The sequence below is a fragment of the Parafrankia sp. FMc2 genome, from assembly GCF_041008525.1.
GTDB lineage: Bacteria > Actinomycetota > Actinomycetes > Frankiales > Frankiaceae > Parafrankia.
Genome location: NZ_JBFLUG010000013.1, coordinates 69,543 through 87,135, shown reverse-complemented (window position 1 = coordinate 87,135; position 17,593 = coordinate 69,543). Strand labels below are relative to the sequence as shown.

General features: G+C 71.2%; 14 protein-coding genes. 10 read left to right on the top strand and 4 right to left on the bottom strand.

The annotated features are described in order from the left end of the window. Window positions 1-351: 351 nt before the first annotated feature. Window positions 352-1,524: a RecB family exonuclease gene (locus AB1460_RS07520; RefSeq protein WP_368959871.1), complete on the bottom strand. Its 1,173-nt coding sequence runs from the start codon at window positions 1,522-1,524 to the stop codon at window positions 352-354. A 110-nt stretch (window positions 1,525-1,634) separates the two neighbouring features. On the opposite strand from AB1460_RS07520, the gene AB1460_RS07515 reads away from it, so the two are divergent. Both AB1460_RS07515 and AB1460_RS07510 read left to right on the top strand, forming a co-directional pair. Continuing rightward, window positions 1,635-2,840, top strand: coding sequence for a site-2 protease family protein (locus AB1460_RS07515; RefSeq protein ID WP_368959870.1), 1,206 nt, complete (start codon window positions 1,635-1,637; stop codon window positions 2,838-2,840). Between the two features lie 437 nt (window positions 2,841-3,277). After that, window positions 3,278-4,306 (top strand): tRNA (adenine-N1)-methyltransferase, encoded by a 1,029-nt coding sequence (locus AB1460_RS07510; RefSeq protein ID WP_368959887.1) that lies wholly within the window; start codon window positions 3,278-3,280, stop codon window positions 4,304-4,306. 121 nt (window positions 4,307-4,427) lie between these two features. Here the strand turns inward: AB1460_RS07510 and AB1460_RS07505 are convergent, their stop codons facing one another. Further along, window positions 4,428-4,751 (bottom strand): ferredoxin, encoded by a 324-nt coding sequence (locus AB1460_RS07505; protein ID WP_368959869.1) that lies wholly within the window; start codon window positions 4,749-4,751, stop codon window positions 4,428-4,430. Between the two features lie 120 nt (window positions 4,752-4,871). Here AB1460_RS07505 and arc point away from each other — a divergent pair, with 120 nt between their 5' ends. From arc to prcA, 5 genes are all read left to right on the top strand, one after another. Further along, window positions 4,872-6,677: a proteasome ATPase gene (gene arc, locus AB1460_RS07500; protein ID WP_368959868.1), complete on the top strand. Its 1,806-nt coding sequence runs from the start codon at window positions 4,872-4,874 to the stop codon at window positions 6,675-6,677. 476 nt (window positions 6,678-7,153) lie between these two features. Next, a complete protein-coding gene (gene dop, locus AB1460_RS07495) occupies window positions 7,154-8,671 on the top strand; it encodes a depupylase/deamidase Dop (RefSeq protein ID WP_368959867.1) in 1,518 nt (505 codons plus the stop codon). A 219-nt stretch (window positions 8,672-8,890) separates the two neighbouring features. Next, window positions 8,891-9,109, top strand: a complete 219-nt coding sequence (locus tag AB1460_RS07490; RefSeq protein ID WP_368959866.1) for a ubiquitin-like protein Pup — start codon at window positions 8,891-8,893, stop codon at window positions 9,107-9,109. Between the two features lie 353 nt (window positions 9,110-9,462). Continuing rightward, complete coding sequence (gene prcB, locus AB1460_RS07485) at window positions 9,463-10,284, top strand: proteasome subunit beta (protein ID WP_368959865.1); 822 nt, start codon at window positions 9,463-9,465, stop codon at window positions 10,282-10,284. A 1-nt stretch (window position 10,285) separates the two neighbouring features. After that, window positions 10,286-11,014, top strand: a complete 729-nt coding sequence (gene prcA, locus AB1460_RS07480; RefSeq protein WP_368959864.1) for a proteasome subunit alpha — start codon at window positions 10,286-10,288, stop codon at window positions 11,012-11,014. A gap of 116 nt (window positions 11,015-11,130) precedes the next feature. On the opposite strand, the gene rsgA is transcribed toward prcA, so the two are convergent. Further along, window positions 11,131-12,366: a ribosome small subunit-dependent GTPase A gene (gene rsgA, locus AB1460_RS07475; RefSeq protein WP_368959863.1), complete on the bottom strand. Its 1,236-nt coding sequence runs from the start codon at window positions 12,364-12,366 to the stop codon at window positions 11,131-11,133. A 447-nt stretch (window positions 12,367-12,813) separates the two neighbouring features. Beyond that, window positions 12,814-13,569 (bottom strand): dienelactone hydrolase family protein, encoded by a 756-nt coding sequence (locus AB1460_RS07470; RefSeq protein WP_368959862.1) that lies wholly within the window; start codon window positions 13,567-13,569, stop codon window positions 12,814-12,816. 567 nt (window positions 13,570-14,136) lie between these two features. Here AB1460_RS07470 and AB1460_RS07465 point away from each other — a divergent pair. The 3 genes from AB1460_RS07465 to AB1460_RS07455 all read left to right on the top strand — a co-directional run bounded on the left by AB1460_RS07465 (window position 14,137) and on the right by AB1460_RS07455 (window position 17,537). Next, window positions 14,137-15,228, top strand: coding sequence for an ABC transporter permease (locus AB1460_RS07465; RefSeq protein ID WP_368959861.1), 1,092 nt, complete (start codon window positions 14,137-14,139; stop codon window positions 15,226-15,228). A 10-nt stretch (window positions 15,229-15,238) separates the two neighbouring features. Next, the gene (pafA, locus tag AB1460_RS07460; RefSeq protein WP_018635715.1) at window positions 15,239-16,597 is read left to right on the top strand and encodes a Pup--protein ligase; all 1,359 of its coding nucleotides are present in this window, start codon (window positions 15,239-15,241) and stop codon (window positions 16,595-16,597) included. A 235-nt stretch (window positions 16,598-16,832) separates the two neighbouring features. After that, a complete protein-coding gene (locus tag AB1460_RS07455; protein ID WP_368959860.1) occupies window positions 16,833-17,537 on the top strand; it encodes an FKBP-type peptidyl-prolyl cis-trans isomerase in 705 nt (234 codons plus the stop codon). Window positions 17,538-17,593 lie beyond the last annotated feature (56 nt).

The following is a 17,593-nucleotide window of genomic DNA, read 5'->3' as shown; positions in this document are numbered from 1 at the left end:
ACAATGTCACCAGCCGGCGGGTGTGTCCCACGGAGTCCGGAGCCGGAGGTTCCGAAGGAACAACGCGGAGGACACGATCAACATCCTTCCGCCCGACATGTTCGCTGCCGACGGTAACCGGCGACACCGGACGGGGCGCCGCCGGATCTTCCGGCCGTGTGTCCAGCTGCCCGCGTCGCCCGGGGCGCCTGGCCGGACCACTGTCCCAAAGTGCTTGCCGGCCCCCGAACGGGTGCCCTCGACCCACGCCCGGGGCTCTCGACCCACGCCCGGGGCTATCGCCGGCACCCGTGCAACCGCCCTGGGCGGTCGGGTCCGGGCACCCGACCGATCGTCGCGGCCCGGCGCCGACTATCCGTCCGCCTCGCAGACGGCCGGGGCCGTGTCGTCCACCGGCACCTCGGCCCGGGCCTCCGGCAGCGGCGGGGGCGTTCCACCGAAGGCCGGGCAGCGTGACTTGTGGTCGCACCAGTCGCACAGCCGGCTGGGCCTCGCCCGCCAGTCACCGGTCCGGTGCGCGCGGGCGATGGCGGCCCACAGCGCCTCGATGCGGCGCTCGGTCGCCCGCAGCTCGGCCTCCTCGGGCGCGGCCCGCAGCCAGGTGCGGTCGCCCAGGTAGTACAGCCGCAGCTCCCGCGGCACGACGCCACGGGTACGCCACAGGACCAGGGCGTAGAACCGCATCTGGAACATCGCCGCGCCCTCGAAGGCCTGGCCGGGCGACCGCCCCGTCTTGTAGTCGATGACCCGCAGCGCCGTGCCCTGCGGCGTCTCGGCCTCGTCGAGACGGTCGACGTAGCCGCGCAGCCGCAGGCCGGACTCCAGGACGTGCTCGACGTACAGCTCCCGGGCGGCGGGAGCGAGGCGCCTCGGGTCCTCGAGCGAGAAGTAGCCGGTGAGCAGGTCACGGGCGCTCTCCAGCCAGGCGCTGCGTGCCCCGTCATCGTCGAACAGGCCTCCGAGCGCCGGATCGCGGGTCAGCAGGTCCGCCCAGACGGGCTCCACCAGGTCGGCCGCGGCCGGCTGCGTGCGCTCCGGGGCCGGAAGGTCGAACAGCCGGTCCAACACGGCGTGCACCACCGTCCCACGGGTGGCGGCCTCGCTCGGTGGCTCGGGCAGCCGGTCGACGACCCGGAAGCGGTAACGCAACGGGCAGGTGACGAAGTCGGCCGCCCGGGACGGGGACAGCGAGGCCACGACCTGCGTGCCCTGGGGCCGCGCCACCGCCGGCCCCTCATGCCAGCCGCGCCCACCGCCGACCGGCCCGGAATGCCCCCCACCGGCCGGAGGAGGCACCGCCCGCGACTCGGGCGTCGTGCCCGGCGGTGGCGTCTTCCCGGTCGGCTCTGACACGGCCGGCTCCGTCCCGGCCGACGTCGTGCTGGTGGGTGGAGCACTGGCCGGTGCTGTGCTGGCCGGAGCTGTGCTCGCCGGTGTCGCGCGGGCCGGGCCCGTGTCCGCCGGGTCCGTGCCGTCCGGGTCCGCGGGAAGCGGGGAGGCGGCGGTGGCTGGCAGCGTGCTCATGGCCCAGACCCTAGAACCCACTACCGACAGGACGGCGATGCCGGGTAATCCCGGGCAGGGGCACCATCCGCAACAGACACAGCGCCGGATGGTCCGTAGCATCTACACCTATGAAGGATCAGCCCGGTCCGGGGTACCCCGCGGCGGCGGGCGGGACGGAACCGCCTGAGCGGCGCCCGGCCGAGCGCCCGCAGGGGATGCGGGTCGGGAACGTGCACGGTGTGCCGATCTTCGTCTCGCCGCTGGCCTTCGTCTTCGCCGCGCTGATCACCTCGCTGCTCGTCAGCGCGATCGGCGACCGGCTGCGCGCGGCGACGAGCACCCCCGTCACCGACGGGCACGTGCTCGCGCTGGCCCTGCTGGTGTCGGCGGGGTTCCTCCTGTCACTGCTCGCGCACGAGATCGGGCATGCGCTGACCGCCCAGTACTTCGGGCTGCGGGTCCGGTCGGTGACGCTGCACGGCTTCGCGGGCTTCACCGAGTTCGAGCCCGAGCCGGCCACCCCCGCCCGCGAGTTCCTGATCGCCTTTGCCGGCCCGGCTGTCAACGGTGTCCTCGCCGGTGCCTGCTACCTGGGGCTGCTGGCGGTGCCCGAGCACGGCAGCGTCGGCACGGTGCTGTTCTACCTGGGCTTCACCAACCTGGTGCTGTTCGTGTTCAACCTGGCCCCGGGCCTGCCGCTCGACGGCGGGCGGCTGGTGGTCGCCGCGGTGTGGGCGCTCGGGCGCGACCGGCTGCGTGGGCTGCGGGCCGGCGCCTACGGTGGCTTCATCGTCGCCGGCGGGCTGGTGGTGTGGGGCTCGATGCCGGGCTCGGGTGGTTTCGGGGCCCTGTACACCTATGTCCTTGCCGGGTTCCTGGCGTTCGGTGCCTACCAGTCGCTGCGGCTCGCGAAGGTCCGGGAGCGACTGCCCGGGCTGTCCGCGGGCCGGCTTGCCCGCCGCACCCTTCCGGTCGAGGGCACCGTGCCGCTCGGCGAGGCGCTGCGCCGGGCGCAGGAGGTCGGAGCGACGGCGGTCGCGGTGATCGACCGCGACGGTGTACCCATCAAGATCATGAACGGGCTGTCGGTGGATGCCATGCCGCCGCACCGCCGGCCTTGGACGACCGTGGACGAGGTCAGCCGGACGATCAGCCCGGGAATGACTCTGCAGGCGGAGCTGGAGGGTGAGGAGCTGCTCGCCGCTGTCCAGCGGGTGCCCGCCCCGGAGTACCTCGTCGTCCAGCGTGGGCGCCCCGTCGGGGTGCTTGCGATGGTTGATCTCGTGGCGAGGATCGACCCCGCGGCCGCGGCCCGTATGGTCTCATCTCGGTGACGTTGCCCCGCGGCTGAGGCCGCTTCGGCCCGCCCGGCGAACCGACGGCCCGTCCGAGAGCGGCCCGGCGGCCGTCCGCGGGGGCCCGTCCCTGCCGGGGCCCGTCGCTCCTGGCGACCACTGCACCCGAGGAACAGGGCGCGCACCGGCCCGCGGACGAGGTCACGGCAGCGCGCCGAGAGGACATCGCGATCATTACTGACCCGACCAGGCCGTCGACGGCCACGCTCGGCGCCCGTGCCGACCTGGCTCTGAGCGAGCACGCCGCGCAGGACCGTCTGGCGCCGCAGGCACCCCCTGAGGCCGCCACGCGGCTCGGCCCGGACGCTGTGGCTTCTGAGCCCGTGGTACCTGCCGCCTCCGCGGAACAGGCTGAGCCCGTCGAGCCCGTCGAGCCCGTCGAGCCCGTCGAGCCCGTCGAGCCCGTCGAGCCCGCGCTGCCAGCGGGGTCGGCGGCGGATGCCGAGCCGGTGGGAGTGACGCCGACAGGCGCCGCTCTTCGCCGCGGGGCCTTTGCCGTCGGCGACCGGGTGCAGCTGACCGACCCCAAGGGGCGCCGCCACACGCTCGTGCTGGAGCCCGGGCGACAGTTCCACACGCACCGTGGCGCCGTCCTGCACGACGATCTGCTGGGACGTCCCGAAGGCATTGTCGTCCGCAGCACCGGCGGCACCGACTACCTGGCGCTGCGGCCGTTGCTGTCCGACTTCGTCCTGTCGATGCCGCGTGGCGCCACTGTGGTCTATCCGAAGGACGCTGCGCAGATCGTCATGTACGCGGACGTCTTCCCCGGCGCGCGGGTACTCGAGGCGGGTGCCGGATCGGGTGCGCTGTCATGCGCACTGCTGCGGGCCGTCGGTGACGCCGGTGTCCTGGTCTCCTACGAACGCCGACCCGACTTCGCCGAGGTGGCCCGCCGCAACATCGAGACGTTCTTCGGCGGCCCGCACCCGGCCCACACCCTGCACGTCGGTGACCTGGCCGACTCCTCCGAACGGGGCATGGACCGGGTGATTCTCGACATGCTCGCCCCCTGGGACGTCCTCGTCGTGGCCGCCGCGGCGCTCGTTCCCGGTGGGGTGCTGTGCGCCTACGTCGCGACGACCACCCAGCTCTCCCGCACGGTCGAGGCGCTGCGGGAGCACGGCGCCTTCGCCGAGCCGGCGGCGTGGGAGACGATGATGCGGGACTGGCACGTAGAAGGCCTGGCGGTGCGTCCCGGCCATCGCATGGTCGGCCACACGGGCTTCCTGGTGACGGCTCGCCGGCTCGCCGACGGGGTGACCGCGCCCCCGCGGCGCCGCCGGCCGGCCAAGGGCTCCTACCCGGACGCAGCCGGCGAGCAGTCTGGCGCCGCCCAGACCGGCCCTGGGCCGGAGGACACCGGTCAGGGAAGCCGGGTCGGGGGACCTGGCCAGGAGGACCACCAGGAGGGGGCCGGGGAGCAGACCGGCACCTCCGTCTAGGGCTGTGCCCCCGCCGGGTGCGCTCGCCCTGGGGTACGGCCGGCGGCAGACCGGTGTTTGCCTGGCGTGGTGGGTGGACAGGTCTGCCGGGTGACCGTGCTCGTCCTGCGCCCGGGGGCCGCTACTCCTGCGGGCCGCCCGCCTCCAGAGTGCCGTCCGCGCGCTCGATGTAGATGCAGGTGCCGGGGCACTGCTCGGCGGCGTCGCGGACCTCCGTCAGCAGGGGGAGGGGCACCGGCACGTGGGTTCCGGGATCGGTCTGGAGCTCTCCGCCAGTGTCCTTCACGTACGCGAGTCCGTCGATGTCGAACTCGAACACGGACGGTGCATACTGGACGCACAGTCCGTCACCAGTGCAGGAGTCTTGATCGATGCGGACCCGGAGACCAGGCGAATCGCCCGGCTTCATTGGTGTTGCCACAGGGCTCCGATCTTCTGTCACCATGGCACCGTAACCCGCTGTTTACGGCAAAGCCGGGTCGTCCTCGCGCGACTGGCCTGCCAGCGGCTCTGACAAAGGTAGTGTTGGGTGCGTCCCGGTCGGCACGGGGGAGGTGGAGGCGCGGTGTCCGGTCCCCGTTCGGGCTCTGGCTCCGGTGGGAGCACGGGTCGTCCTGGCGACGCCGATTCTCAACGGTCGGCGTCCGAGAAGGAAGTACACGAACTCACGACTCAGGTCACCTTCCTGGAGGAAGAAGTGGCCATGCTGCGGCGGAGACTGTCTGAATCGCCCCGACAGGCGCGTGTCCTGGAGGAGCGGCTGGCGCAGATCCAGGCGGAGCTACAGGCTGCCAACGGTCAGAATGACAGGCTCGTCGCCACCCTTCGGGAGGCGCGTGACCAGATCATCTCGCTGAAGGAGGAGGTCGACCGGCTCGCGCAACCGCCAAGCGGGTACGGCGTCTTCCTCCATGGGTACGACGACGGCACGGTCGACGTGTTCACGCAGGGCAGAAAGCTCCGTGTGACGGTGTCGCCGAACGTCGAGGCCAAGCTCCTGCAGCCCGGTCAGGAGGTCATGCTCAACGAGGCGCTCAACGTCGTGGAGGTTCGCGCGTTCGAGCGGCAGGGCGAGATCGTCCTGCTCAAGGAGGTCCTCGAGAGCGGTGACCGGGCGCTGGTGATCGGCCATACCGACGAGGAACGGGTCGTCATGCTGGCCCAGCCACTCCTCGACGGGCCGATCCGAGCCGGTGACTCGCTCCTGATCGAGACGCGGTCGGGCTTCGCCTTCGAGCGGATCCCGAAGTCCGAGGTCGAGGAGCTGGTCCTGGAGGAGGTGCCCGACATCGGGTACGAGCAGATCGGTGGGCTCAAGGGTCAGATCGAGTCGATCCGCGACGCCGTCGAACTGCCGTTCCTCTACAAGGAGCTGTTCCTCGAGCATCAGCTCAAGCCCCCGAAGGGTGTGCTGCTCTACGGCCCGCCCGGCTGTGGCAAGACGCTGATCGCCAAGGCGGTGGCGAACTCTCTGGCCAAGAAGGTCGAGGCGCAGACAGGCCAGGGCTCCGGCCGGGCCTTCTTCCTCAACATCAAGGGCCCGGAGCTGCTCAACAAGTACGTCGGCGAGACCGAGCGGCAGATCCGGCTGGTGTTCCAACGGGCGCGCGAGAAGGCGTCCGAGGGGATGCCGGTGATCGTGTTCTTCGACGAGATGGACTCGATCTTCCGGACCCGTGGCTCGGGTGTCTCCTCGGACGTGGAGAACACGATCGTTCCGCAGCTGCTCAGCGAGATCGACGGCGTCGAGCAGCTCGAGAACGTCATCGTGATCGGCGCGTCCAACCGGGAGGACATGATCGACCCGGCGATCCTGCGGCCGGGCCGGCTGGACGTGAAGATCAAGGTGGAGCGTCCGGACGCCGAGGCGGCCAAGGACATCTTCGCCAAGTACGTCCTGCCGGAGCTGCCGCTGCACGCCGACGATCTTGCCGAGCACGGCGGCAACCGGGAGGCGACCTGCCAGGGCATGATCCAGCGGGTCGTCGAGCGGATGTACGCCGAGAGCGACGAGAACCGGTTCCTCGAGGTCACCTACGCCAACGGTGACAAGGAGGTCCTGTACTTCAAGGACTTCAACTCCGGAGCCATGATCGAGAACATCGTCGCCCGGGCGAAGAAGATGGCGGTCAAGGATCTCATCGAGAGCGGCGTCCGGGGCCTGCGTATGCAGCACCTCCTGTCGGCGTGCATGGATGAGTTCAAGGAGAACGAGGACCTGCCCAACACGACGAACCCGGACGACTGGGCCCGGATCTCGGGCAAGAAGGGCGAGCGGATCGTCTACATCCGCACGCTGGTCACCGGGACGAAGGGTACGGAAGCCGGCCGTTCGATCGACACGATCGCGAACACCGGCCAGTACCTGTAGGCGGTACGAGGCCACTGCCGGCCTCGTACGGCGGACCCACGCGGCGGCCGCCTCGCACCTGCGAGGCGGCCGCCGCGCCGTTTCCGCGCACTGTCCGGCTGCCGCAGACCCGGGTAGTCGGTCGACAGCTGCCCGCTCTTCCGGTGGCCGGAGGCTGTTCCGACCAGGCCGACCAGACCGACCAGACCGACCAGGGCGGCCGGGTCGACCAGGGCCGGCGGGACCGTTCGGCGTACCCGCCCGAAGAGATGTCCAAGATAATCAACGCTGTTGACCTAGGTTCGTCAGATAAACGATCATGGAATGGCCGGATCCGGCCATCTGGTCATCCGGCGCGCGGAAGCGCTGGGAACGAGGCGGTACAGGGCTTGGGTGACCCGCTCGGCCCCGTCCGGAAGCTTTCCGGCAACAGGGTCGGAGGGACCAAGGGCGGCGTCCAGCCGACCCTGTGGCTCGCCAGCACCTACGCTTGCAGTGTGAGCGTGCGCCGGATCATGGGGTCTGAGACCGAGTACGGCGTGTCCGTGCCTGGTCAGCCCAATACAAACCAGATGCTGGCTTCGTCGTTGGTGGTGAACTCATACGCCAACCGGGCGGCGACCGGGGGAAGTCGAGCCAGATGGGACTTCGAGGAGGAGTCCCCGCTGCGCGACGCCCGCGGCTTCGAGCTGCCCAGGGAACCCGCGGTCGATCCGAGCGCGCCGGCGAACGAGGACGACCTGGGGCTGGCCAACGTCATCCTGACGAACGGCGCACGCCTCTATGTCGACCACGCGCACCCGGAGTTCTCGACTCCGGAGGTGACGAACCCGCGAGACATCGTCCTCTGGGACAAGGCGGGGGAGCGGGTGATGGCCGAGGCGGCCCGCCGGGCGCTCGCCGTCCCGGGGACGATGCCCGTCCACCTCTACAAGAACAACACCGACAACAAGGGTGTCTCCTACGGGTGTCATGAGAACTACCTCATGCACCGGTCGACGCCGTTCGGTGAGATCGTGCGGCACCTGACGCCGTTCTTCGTGTCCCGCCAGGTGATGTGCGGCGCGGGGCGGGTCGGAATCGGTCAGGACGGGCGGGAGTCCGGCTTCCAGATCAGCCAGCGCTCCGACTTCTTCGAGGTCGAGGTGGGCCTCGAGACCACCCTCAAGCGCCCCATCATCAACACGCGGGACGAGCCCCACGCCGACCCGGAGAAGTACCGCCGCCTGCATGTGATCATCGGCGACGCCAACATGAGCGAGATCGCCACCTACCTCAAGGTGGGCACGACCTCGCTGGTGCTCGCGATGATCGAGGAGGGCTGGCTGGAGGTCGACCTGTCGGTGGACGCCCCGGTGGCGACGCTGCGGGCGATCTCCCACGACCCGTCCCTGCGCCGGCTGCTGACGTTGCGGGACGGCCGGAAGATGACGGCCGTCCAGCTGCAGATGGAGTATTTCGAGCAGGCTCGCAAGTTCGTGGAGGACCGGCTCGGCACGGATGTCGATCCGCAGACGGCCGATGTCCTTTCCCGGTGGGAGTCGGTGCTCGGGCGGCTCGAGGTCGACCCGATGACCTGTTCGCGTGAGCTCGACTGGGTGGCGAAGCTGTCGATCCTGGAGGGCTACCGTTCGCGGGACTCACTCGCCTGGGACTCGCCCCGGCTGCAACTCGTCGACCTGCAGTACCACGACGTGCGGCCGGAGAAGGGCCTCTACAACCGCCTGGTGGAGCGTGGTCGCTTCGACCGGCTGCTGGACGAGGACGAGGTCACCCGGGCGATGACGGAGCCCCCGGAGGACACCAGGGCCTACTTCCGTGGGCGCTGCCTGGCGCTTTACCCGCAGCAGGTCGCAGCGGCGTCCTGGGATTCGGTCATCTTCGACATCGGCCGGGACTCGCTGCAGCGGGTGCCGACCATGGAGCCGCTGCGCGGCACCAAGGCCCATGTGGGCGAGCTGCTCGCCCGGTGCCGGACCGCCTCTGATCTGGTGGACGCGCTGTCGGGAAACTGACATCGACGGTTCCTCGGTGTGGCATTCCCGGAGTTCACGCCGGAGTGGCGGTTCGTCCGGGGATGGCGGACGGTGCCACCGCGGACCTGCGTGTTTTGCGCCCTCGGCGGACGCCGCGACGTCGTCCCTGGTTCGTGATGGAGTGGAGCACGCACCGGTCCACCGGAAGTAGTCGGCGGAGCGGGATAGTGTCGCCCCAGGCGATCGAAGGAGGCTCCCATGGCCCAGAGGGACACCGGAGGCGGGCAGCAGCGCACCGGCCGCCGCGACGACGAGACGACCGAGGCCGAGGTCGAGGAATCGACCTCCTCGGACCTGAAGGAAAGGCACGAGAAGCTCTCGGAGGATGTCGACTCCCTGCTCGACGAAATCGACGACGTTCTCGAGGAGAACGCCGAGGAGTTCGTGAAGGGATACGTCCAGAAGGGCGGCCAGTAGGCCCTGGCGTCCTCCGCGGCCGGAGGCCGGCGCACCGCCTGGCCGGGCCGGCTGTGGCGGGCGTGTGGGGCGCCTGCGGGCCAGCGCGGGTGGCACCCGCCCGGATGATTCGGGCGGTGGGTGCCAGCGCGGCTGGCCTGCACGGCCCGGCTGCCGGCCGTTCTGGCCGGTGCTGCGAGGGGGCAGCCCTGGGTCTCGCTGTGGCCCCGCGCCGGACGGGGCGGGGCCACAGTCACACCAACGGCCCGGCGCGTGGCATCACGTGGCATGTTGTGCGTCACCGCAGCATGGGGCTTGGCCTTCAGGACCATCCCGCGCTGCCAGTCGATGATCGAGTATCTGAAGGGGGATGCGTGCCTGATCCAACGGGAGTCGGGCGTCTTCCGGCTGTGTTCATGACACCGGGAACGTCGTCGTTCGCCGATTTCCTGTCCGTGGCGGCGCCGGATCTGCTTCCGGGCGCCCGGGGCTCGTTGCCCGCTCCGGTGACCGACGCTGCTCACGGCACCACCATCGTTGCCGTGACCTTCCCCGGTGGCGTGATCATGGCCGGCGACCGCCGTGCCACGCAGGGCCACATGATCGCCCAGCGGGACGTCGAGAAGGTCCACCACGCGGACGAGTTCTCCTGCGTGGGCTACGCCGGCACGGCCGGGGTGGGCGCCGAGCTGATCCGCCTGTTCCAGGTGGAGCTGGAGCACTACGAGAAGATCGAGGGCTCGACCCTGAGCCTGGACGCGAAGGCCAACCGGCTCGCGTTCATGGTCAAGGGGAACCTGCCGATGGCCATGCAGGGCCTGGCCGTCATTCCGCTGTTCGCCGGGTTCGACACCGAGACCGGCCAGGGGCGGATCTTCTCCTACGACATCGCTGCCGCGAAGTCCGAGGAGCGTACCTACGAGTCGATCGGGTCCGGTTCGGTCTTCGCTCGCGGCTCGCTCAAGAAGCGCTTCCGGTCGGACCACACCGCGGATGACGCGGTGCGGATCAGCATTGAGGCGCTCTACGATGCCGCGGACGACGACTCGGCGACCGGTGGCCCCGACCTCATCCGCAAGCTGTACCCGATCGTCGCCTCGGTGACCGCGGACGGATACCGTCGCCTCACCGATGACGAGGTCGCGCCGGTGATCGAGTCGATCATCGCCGACCGCGCCCAGAACTCAGGAGGCTGACGTGACCATGCCGTTCGGCTACGCAAGCCCCGAACAGCAGGTCCGGGACAAGTCCGAGTACGCGCGTAAGGGCATTGCGCGCGGTCGGAGCGTGGTCGTCCTCACCTACGTCGACGGCATCCTGTTCGTCGCCGAGAACCCGTCGACGACCCTGCACAAGATCAGCGAGATGTACGACCGTGTCGGGTTCGCCGCGGTCGGCAAGTACAACGAGTTCGAGAACCTCCGTACCGCCGGGATCCGGATCATGGACACCCGCGGCTACATGTACGACCGGCGGGATGTCACGAGCCGGGCGCTGGCCAACGCCTACGCGCAGACGCTCGGTGCGATCTTCACCGAGAGCATCAAGCCGTACGAGGTCGAGATCGTTGTCGCCGAGGTCGGTCACAGCGCGGCCGAGGACCAGATCTACCGGCTGACCTACGACGGCTCGATCGCCGACGAGCGCGGCTTCATCGCCATCGGCGGGCAGTCCGAGCAGGTGATGACCTCCCTGCGGGAGCACCACGTGGAGGGCCAGCCGCTGTCGGCCGCCCTGCGGGTGGCGGTCGATGCGCTGACCGCCGGTGCACCCCCGGGGTCGCCGCCGAACGGGGAGCGGACCCTCACCGCGGCGAACCTCGAGGTCGCCATGCTGGACCGCACGCGGACCAGGCGGATGTTCAAGCGGATCGTCGGCAGCCAGCTGGACGGCCTGCTCACGGAGACGGCGCCCGCCGCCTCCTGACCGACCCTGCCAAAGGCGGCGCCGGGGCCGTTCCGTGGCCTCTCCGCCTGGCTGCTGGGCCTGCTTCTCGCAGGCCTGCCGGCCAGGCGGAGGGCGCTACGGCTCCCTGTCAGCGTCTACCGGTGCCGGCCGTGCCGCTCCCGGTCGGCGTACAGCTGTCGCTGCTCCTTGTGGACGCGCTTCCATTGCGCCCGCTGGTCGGCGGCCAGCCGGGCGTCCTCGCGGGTCCGCATCCAGTGGCTCTCCCGCTGCAGCTTCCGGTAGCTGGCCAGCCGCCGTTCGGGCAGCGTGCCGTCCTCGACCGCGGCCAGTACGGCGCACCCGGGTTCGGTGCGATGCTCGCAGTCGGTGAACCGGCAGGTGGCCGCGAGGTCGACGATCTCGGCGAACGCCGTGTCGACTCCGTCACCGGACCCCCACAGCCCGATGCCGCGGACGCCGGGCGTGTCGATCAGCACGCCCCCGGACGGCAGCGGGATGAGTTCCCGCCGGACGGTGGTGTGCCGGCCCTTTCCGTCGCTGCCGCGAACGGCCCCGACCGCGAGCCGGTCGGCTCCGGCCAGGGCGTTGGCAAGGGTGGACTTGCCCACCCCGGACGGCCCGACGAGTACGGCGGTCCGCCCGCCCGGTGACGAGCCGGCCAGCTCGTCGCGCAGCTCGTCCATGCCGCGGCTGTCCTGGGCGCTGACGGTGCGGATGCCGACGCCCGGGGCGAGCGACGCCAGCGCGGTGTGCCAGAACGGATCGGGTCCGGCGGTGGTGTGTCCCGCCGGGGCCAGGTCGGCCTTGGTCAGGACGATCAGCGGTAGGGCGCCGCTCTCCCACGCCAGCGCGACCAGCCGCTCGAGGCGGGCCGGCCGTAGCGGTTCGGTGAGTGCGGCCACGACCAGCACGAGGTCGACGTTCGCGGCGAGGACCTGCCCGGTGGATCGGCGTGAGGCGGTGGACCGGACGAGTGCGCTGCGTCGGGGGAGCACCTCCATGACCATGGCCCCGGCCGGGCCAGTGGCCGCGTTCGGTACCGCCGCGCTCCTTCCCAGGAGGGTGGCTGAGCCCACGGCGACCCAGTCGCCGGTGCAGGGAGAACTGACCGGGTCGGCCGGAATCGCCCGATCGATCTCGGCGAAGCGCGGCCCGTGTTCGGTGCTCAGCTCGCAGCGGCCCCGGTCACGCCGGAGCACCCGGGCCGGCGACAGCCCGGCCTGCCGTCGCGGGGCGAAGGCGGCCTCGTCGGCCGTGGTCCAGCCGTGCTGGCCGAGCGTTGCAGGTATCTCCGGCGCGCCAGGGCGGGCCGGTGCCGCGGACGGTGCTGTTGATGGGGGAGAAGACGGTTCTGGACGGTGAGAAGACACTGGGAGACCCTCGGTTCGGGGCCTCCTGGGACCTCTCCACCCGTGGAGTCCGCGCCGCGGGCCGCACCTGGGTGGGTGGTGGCGGGCGGGTGACGGGGCAGTGAGGTCAGGCGGAGGCCCTGCTGATGGGACGGAACGAGTCAGCGGGAACAGGCACAGTCCGCGTGGCCATGGCCACCTCTCCTGGATGTCGTCTCAGATGTCGGTCGATGTTTCTGTCTGCCGCGGGCCCCGCCGGAACCTTGCGGTCTGTGGGCGTGGGCTGATCCGGTGAGACGGGGCGGGACGCTACCGCCTCGCCCCGCCCCGGCCAACCGATTTTCCGCGCCGGGCCGCGCCGGGCCGCGCCAGGCCCGCCGAACGGCCGCGACGGCCGCTGGTGAGTCAGGCCCGGCCCGGCGCTGTTCAGTGCGCCTGACCTAGTCGGCCAGCACGCACGCCGCCTGGTCAGGATGGGCGCAGGCGCTCGTCCAGGAAGGCCAGGGTGCGCTTCCAGGCATCGGCGGCGGGCCCCGGGCGGTAGATGGCGGGCCGGTCGTGGCTGTGGAAGGCGTGGCCGGCCCCGGGATAGCTGATGAGCTCGGTCAGCTGGCCCGAACGGGCGGCGGCGGAGCGCAGACTGTCGATGTCCGCCAGCGAGATCATGGTGTCCTCCTCGCCGTACAACCCGAGCCAGGGGCTCTGCAGCGATGGTGCGACGTCGAGGAGCGGGGGCACCCCGGGCCAGGTCGCGGAGCTGACCGAACCGCCGTAGAACGACACTGCTGCGGCCAGCGGTCTGCGGGTGGCCGTGACCAGCGCGACCGTCCCGCCCATGCAGAAGCCGAGGACGGCCGTCTGCCCCGGGGCGATGCCGGCGTCGGCCAGGTGGCCGAGGCTGTCGTCGATATCGGCGTGGATGCCCGGGCCGGTCAGGGTGCCCATCTGGGGGATGGCGCCGGCCCAGGAGTCGCTCGGGTCGACCTCGGCGATGCTGTCGCGGTGGTACAGGTGCGGGGCGATCGCGAGGTAGCCCGCGTCGGCCAGGGCATCACTGACGGAGAGCAGGTAGGGAGTGATCCCGCGGGCGTCCTGGACGACCACGACGCCGCCGCGGGGCGGATCGTCGGCGGCGGGGGCGATCACCGTCGCCGGGGTGCGGTCCCGGGCCGATACCTCGGTGCGCAGGTGACGCGCGTGCTTCTCGTTGGCCTCTGCTGTCATGACGGCCATCCTTCCCCCGCGCCGGGGAACGCATCACCATCCGGGCGAATGTTCGCGTGCCGACCTGTCACCGAGCTCCCCGGGCCGGTCCGGGCCATGTCCGGGCGTCGCCTTCCTGGCACGTCCGGGCTGTTCCAGCAGGACGAGTGGCCCGGTCCGCCGTCCTGTTCACCCGGGTGCCGACGCCGTCAGGGGCGATGCGGGCGATAGGCCCGGACGGGTGGTCTCGCCCGGACACGCCGCCGCCGGGTCCCCAACCGGCGGTGGTGCCCCGACCTGCGCGACGCTGCACGGTAGTCGCCATGTGTGCTCGGGTGGCGACACTCCGTGGCGCCCAGATGGGGATCACGACCGGGGGCCAGTCGTAGGGGAGGGCCGATGATGCTGACGGCGGAGCGCGGGCGATGGCCACGCCGGCGAACGAAGGGCGGCGGAGGCGGCGCGGGGAGAGACGGCTCCGGCGCCGTCGGGAGCGGGCCCTCCGCGGGCCCCCCACCGGCCCCGGACGGGTCGTCGGGCTCGGGTGGGGGATCGGGCCTGGGTGGAGGATCGCGCATCCCGCGCCAGGTGATCGCGGCCCGTCAGGCGGGGATCATCGTCGCTGGGATGGCGGTGCTGCTCGGGCTGGTCGTCTGCCTCTACGGCTCGACGGTCACCTCGGTGCGTCCCCGCGGGCTGCCGGTCGTCGTCGCCGGCCCTGAGGAGCCGGCCAAGGCCTTCGCCGCCGAGGTCGAGCGGATATCGCCGGGGGCGATGGACATCGGCGTCCTCGCGGACATCGCGGCGGCCGACCGTGCGTTGAAGGACCGCGAGGCCTACGCGGCCTTCGTCTTCACCGAGGACGGTCTGTCCCTGCGGCTGGCCTCCGCGGCCAGCCCGGCCGTCGCCGAGGCACTGGTCCGCGGGATGGCGATGACCTACCCCGACGTGCGCATCCCGGTCGTCGACGTCGTCCCCAACGTGGTGGCGGACCGCCAGGGCGGCGGGGTGTCGGCGGGTTACCTGCCGCTGGTGCTGATCGCCACGGCGGCCGGTGTGCTGCTGGCGCGCCGGGTGCGTTCGACTCAGGAACGCCTCGTCGGTCTGCTCTGCTTCATGGTCGCCAGCGGTGTCGCCGGCACGGTGGCGTTGAGCGGCGGGCTCGATGTGCTGCCTGACAACGCTCTGCGGTGCATGGTCGCGCTCGCGGTGGTGACCGCGGCGGTGACGGCGCCGGTCCTGGGGCTGGGTGCCGTGGCCGGTGTGCGCGGCCTTGTGGCCGCGGTCGCCATCGCCGTGCTGGGCGCGGCGTTCTCCGGGGCGTCGTCCGCGCCGGAGATGCTGCCGACGCCGTGGGGCGGCCTCGGTCAGCTGCTGCCACCCGGGGCGGGGGTCACCCTGACGCGGTCCACCCTGTACTTCGACGGGGCCGGTGGCGACCGCGCCGCCGCGGTGCTGGCGATCTGGGCGGTCGCCGGGATCACCCTGCTGATCATCGGCCGGGGTCGCAGCCGACCGGTGGTCGTGGCCGTACCCGCCCAGCAGGCCGCGGGCGTGGGTGATTCCGGTGTCGCGGAGGCGGGAGCGCCGCCCCATACCGGGCGGATCGCACGCCCCCGAGAGGGTGGACTCGAGATCAGCCCTGGCGTCTCGCCACGCGAGGAGGGCTTCCGAGCATAGGGTCGGTCTCGTGGATCGCCGCATTTTCGGCCTGGAAAACGAGTACGGCGTCACCTGCGTGTTCCGGGGGCAGCGGCGGCTGTCACCGGACGAGGTGGCTCGGTACCTGTTTCGGCGTGTCGTGTCCTGGGGGCGTAGCAGCAACGTCTTCCTGAAGAACGGCGCGCGCCTCTACCTGGACGTTGGGAGCCATCCGGAGTACGCGACGCCGGAGTGCGATTCGGTGCCCGACCTGGTGACGCACGACAAGGCGGGCGAACGCATCCTGGAGGGCCTGCTCGTCGAGGCCGAGCGCAGGCTCCGGGAAGAGGGCATCGCAGGCGACATCCACCTGTTCAAGAACAACACCGACTCGGCCGGGAACAGCTACGGCTGCCACGAGAACTACCTCGTGGGCCGGCACGGCGAGTTCAGTCGGCTGGCGGACGTGCTGGTGCCGTTCCTGGTCAGCCGCCAGATCCTGTGCGGCGCGGGGAAGGTGCTGCAGACCCCGCGCGGAGCGGTCTACTGCATCTCCCAGCGTGCCGAGCACATCTGGGAGTCGGTGTCGTCGGCGACGACCCGGTCGCGGCCGATCATCAACACGCGGGACGAGCCGCACGCCGACGCCGAGCGTTTCCGGCGTCTGCACGTCATCGTCGGTGACTCGAACATGAGCGAGACGACGATGCTGCTGAAGCTCGGCTCGACCGACCTCGTGCTGCGCATGATCGAAGCTGGCGTGGTGCTGCGGGACATGTCGCTGGAGAACCCGATCCGGGCCATCCGCGAGGTCTCCCACGACATGACCTGCCAGCGTCGCATCAAGCTCGCGAACGGCCGGGAGGTGAGCGCGCTGGACATCCAGCGCGAGTACTACACGAAGGCCGTCGAGTTCGTGGATCGACGCGGCGGGGACGCGGTGGCGAAGCGGGTCCTCGACCTGTGGGGCCGCACGCTGCTGGCGATCGAGACCGAGGACCTGGAGCTGGTCGCGCGGGAGATCGACTGGGTCACCAAGTACGTCCTGATCGACCGGTTCCGGCATCGCCACGGGCTGTCACTGGCGTCGCCGCGGGTGGCCGAGCTCGACCTGAAGTACCACGACATCCACCGCGATCGTGGCCTGTACTACCGGATGGAACGGGCCGGCCTGGTCGAGCGGGTGTCGCGCGACCTCGACATCTTCGAGGCCAAGTCACTGCCGCCGCAGACCACCCGGGCGCGGCTGCGCGGGGAGTTCATCAAGCGGGCGCAGGAGAAGCGGCGCGACTTCACCGTGGACTGGGTCCATCTGAAGCTCAACGACCAGGCGCAGCGCACCGTTCTGTGCAAGGACCCGTTCCGCTCGGTCGACGACCGCGTCGACAAGCTGATCGCGAGCATGTAGCGGCCCGCACGCAGGAGCGCGGGAGACGGGACGTCGCTGCGTCCGGCGAACGATGGGGCGTCGCGTCGCCGGGGCGGTGTCGGGTGTCCGGGGAGTGTGGCGGTGTCCCGGGCGATGTCCGTTGTGTGGTCCTCTACAGTCGGTCTGCACTGGCTCGTCGAGAGCGTGACGCCAGCGTCGCGGCCGCGCCGGCCGTCGTGACGGCGTCGCGCGCAACCAGAGGATCTCAGTTTCCGTGACCTGTATCTCCCGTGGTGTCACCGCCCGTCATCGTCGCCGGCTGGTCGGCCTGGTTCTGCCCGCCGTACTCCTGGTGCCGCTTGCCGCCTGCTCCTCGTCGGACGCCCCTGACGGCACCGCCGCCGCGCCCGTGCCCAGCGAGGCGGCCCAGGCCTCGCGGGTCGGCACTCCGCCGGCGGTGCAGAACGCCACCGATCTCACCCGCAAGCCGATCGCCGCGGCGGGTAACGGCCTCGCGCCGCCGACGCTGGTCACCCAGGATCTGGTGACCGGCGACGGGGCCGCGGCGGGCGACACCAGCACCGTGACCATCCAGTACGTCGGCACGATCTGGAAGTCCGGCGAGCAGTTCGACGCCAGCTGGGACCGGGGCGCACCCGACTCGTTCCCCCTCCTGAACACCATCCCCGGCTTCGGCCAGGGCATCAGCGGGATGAAGGAGGGCGGGCGCCGGCTGATCGTGATCCCGCCGGAGCTGGGTTACGGCCCAGAGGGCGGCCAGCCGCCGCTGATCCTCGCCGACGACTCGCTGGTGTTCGTCGTCGACCTGCTCGAGGTCGGCGCCGGCCAGAGCGGCGGCGCCGGCCAGAGCGGCGGCGCCGGCCAGAGCGGCGGCGCCGGCCAGAGCGGTGGCGGCGAGGCGGGAGACAGCGGTGACGGCGCCGCGGAGGGTGCGGAATCCCCTGCCGGATCGCTCTGAGTGCCCGCTTTCTGGCATCGCGGCAGGCAGGGCCGGTTACCGCGTTCACAGCGAGT

What these genes read in the sequence shown, in the direction of transcription:
- AB1460_RS07520 (WP_368959871.1), bottom strand. Translation starts at nt 1,524, where the DNA reads ATGAGCACGCTGCCAGCCACCGCCGCCTCCCCGCTTCCCGCGGACCCG.
- AB1460_RS07515 (WP_368959870.1), top strand. Translation starts at nt 1,635, where the DNA reads ATGAAGGATCAGCCCGGTCCGGGGTACCCCGCGGCGGCGGGCGGGACG.
- AB1460_RS07505 (WP_368959869.1), bottom strand. Translation starts at nt 4,751, where the DNA reads ATGGTGACAGAAGATCGGAGCCCTGTGGCAACACCAATGAAGCCGGGC.
- AB1460_RS07490 (WP_368959866.1), top strand. Translation starts at nt 8,891, where the DNA reads ATGGCCCAGAGGGACACCGGAGGCGGGCAGCAGCGCACCGGCCGCCGC.
- AB1460_RS07470 (WP_368959862.1), bottom strand. Translation starts at nt 13,569, where the DNA reads ATGACAGCAGAGGCCAACGAGAAGCACGCGCGTCACCTGCGCACCGAG.